This is a genomic window from Bradyrhizobium sp. STM 3809 (genome assembly GCF_000239795.1).
In the GTDB taxonomy this organism is placed as follows: domain Bacteria; phylum Pseudomonadota; class Alphaproteobacteria; order Rhizobiales; family Xanthobacteraceae; genus Bradyrhizobium.
In genome coordinates this window covers 1-2,303 of sequence record NZ_CAFJ01000582.1, presented here as the reverse complement: position 1 = coordinate 2,303, position 2,303 = coordinate 1, and the positions used below count along the sequence as shown (strand labels likewise).

The window sequence follows — 2,303 nt, the reverse complement described above, 5'->3', positions numbered from 1 at the left end:
TCCGACCGGAGTCAATGCTCTACGCCGGTCGCGGTCGCGCCCCCCGTCCTGGCGTCCTGGGCCGACCCAGGGCGCGGGCGCGTTCCGGCGGTCAGCTGGCGGCCAGCCCGTCGGCGATCTCGTCGTGGGCGGTGTCCTTGTCCTTGATGTCGGCCACCGCGCGCTCGATGGTTTCGCGATAGCGCACCAGCGGCGGCCGCACGCCGTGGGTCAGCAGCGCACGGCGCACCGTCGGCGAGGCGCCGGTGATGAACAACAGAATGCCCTGGCGCTTCGCCTTGGCGGCGACCCGGCTCATCGCATTGGCCGCGGTGGAATCCAGGAACGGCACGGCGGCGAAATCCACCACGAAGGCCTTGCGGCGGTCGGCGATGGAATCGAGCACGGTGCCGACGGTCGAGGCGGCGCCGAAGAAGAACGCGCCGGTGATGCGATAGACCAGCACGTCCTTGTCGGCGCTGAGCTTGGGATTGTAGGGCACGCGCGCGCCGTCCTCGAAGTCGGCGCGGTCCTCGGCCACCAGCGGCGATCCGTCCTCGACGCCGGTCATCTGCGCCATGCGGTGGATGAAGAGCACCGCGCCGAGCGCGAAGCCGACCAGGATGCCTTCGGTGAGATCGCGGAAGATCGTGAGCCCGAAGGTCGCCAGCAGCACCGTGGCGTCGCCCCAGGACGAGCGGACAAGCGTCGCGAAGGCGTGCTTCTCGGCCATGTTCCAGGCCACCACGACGAGCACCGCCGCCAGCGCCGACAGCGGGATGTAGCTCGCCAGCGGCGCCGCGATCAGCATGAACACGAGCAGGAAGAGCGAGTGCAGCATGCCCGACACCGGGCCGCGGGCGCCCGCGCGGACGTTGGTCGCCGTGCGCGCGATCGTGCCGGTGACGCAGATGCCGCCGAACAGCGCCGAGCCGATATTGGCGAAGCCCTGCGCGACGAGCTCGCAATTGGAACGATGGCGGCGGCCGGTCATGCCATCGGCGACCACGGCCGACAGCAGCGACTCGATGGCGCCGAGCAGCGCAAAGGCGATCGCGTCGGGAAACACCGCCTGGATCTTGGCAAGCGAGAAGGCGGGCAGCGCCGGTGCCGGCAGCTCGCGCGGAATGCCGCCGAACTTGGTCCCGATCGTTTCGACCGGCAGATTGAACGCCCATGTCACCACGCCCGCGACCGCGACCGCGACGAGAATGCCGGGCCAGGTCGGACGCAGCCGCTTGATCCCGACGATGATCAGGATCGCCGACGCGGCGAGCAGGACGGCGGACATGTTGGCCGTCGGCAAGCCGTGAGCCAGCGCGACCAGCTTGGGGATCAGCTCGCCCGGCTCCTTGGCGACGAGCGTGATGCCGAAGAGGTCCTTCAGCTGGCTGGCGAAGATGATGACGGCGATGCCGGCGGTGAAGCCGACCGTGACCGGATAGGGAATGAACTTGATGTAGGTGCCGAGCCGCAGATAGCCGGCGATCACCAGCATCGCCCCGGACATCATGGTCGCGAGCAACAATCCGTCGAGACCCTGGCGATCGACGGTCGCGGCCACCAGCACGATGAAGGCGCCGGCCGGGCCGCCGATCTGGAAGCGGCTGCCGCCGAGCAGCGAGATCAGGAAGCCGCCGACCACGGCGGTGTACAGCCCGCGACCGGGCGAGACGCCGGAGGCGATGGCGATCGCCATCGACAGCGGCAGCGCGACGATCGCGACCGTCAGGCCCGCGAGCGCATCGGCGCGGAAGTCGGCGAGGCCGTAGCCCTCGCGCAGCACGGTGAGAAGTTTCGGGGAATAGAGCTCGGCGAAGGTCGGCTCATGATGTCCGACCCGCCCCCGCGTGCCGTGCTCGCTTGCGATGCTCATGCCCATCACGCTCCCGTCGCCTCATCGGGGCGCCTTGCGGCCGACGAGGCGCATCACACGAAGGGCTTTTGGCAGCCTCCGTGCCGCGCGATGAAGCTAGCTCGCGCCATCGCGCGCAATGTCAGTTTGACGGCCCATGCGGCGGGGCGGTCCCGGGTCTCTCAGGCGAACACCGCGCCCGCCATCCTCGCTGCGGGCATGCTCACCGATCAGATCCACGCCCGCACGATTGAGCGCATCGACGACCTTGGTCAGCGAGTCCACCACGCCGCGGACGTTGCCCGTGGAGGCTTCCATCCGCTGGATCGTCGGCAGCGACACGCCGGCCAGCTCGGCCAAGGTTTTCTGATCGATCCCGAGCAGCGCTCGCGCGGCTCGCATCTGGAAGGACGTGATCACGATGGCCTCACGTGGCACACACCATAATTGATGTATGAGACAAAGACAA

2 protein-coding genes are annotated in these 2,303 nt (G+C 68.8%); both read right to left on the bottom strand.

The annotated features are described in order from the left end of the window. Nucleotides 1-91 precede the first annotated feature (91 nt). Entirely contained in the window at nt 92-1,855 is a 1,764-nt protein-coding gene (locus tag BRAS3809_RS26275) for a SulP family inorganic anion transporter (protein ID WP_008965047.1), read from the bottom strand. A 96-nt stretch (nt 1,856-1,951) separates the two neighbouring features. Continuing rightward, the gene (locus BRAS3809_RS26270; protein ID WP_008965046.1) at nt 1,952-2,254 is read right to left on the bottom strand and encodes a helix-turn-helix domain-containing protein; all 303 of its coding nucleotides are present in this window, start codon (nt 2,252-2,254) and stop codon (nt 1,952-1,954) included. Between the last annotated feature and the right edge of the window lie 49 nt (nt 2,255-2,303).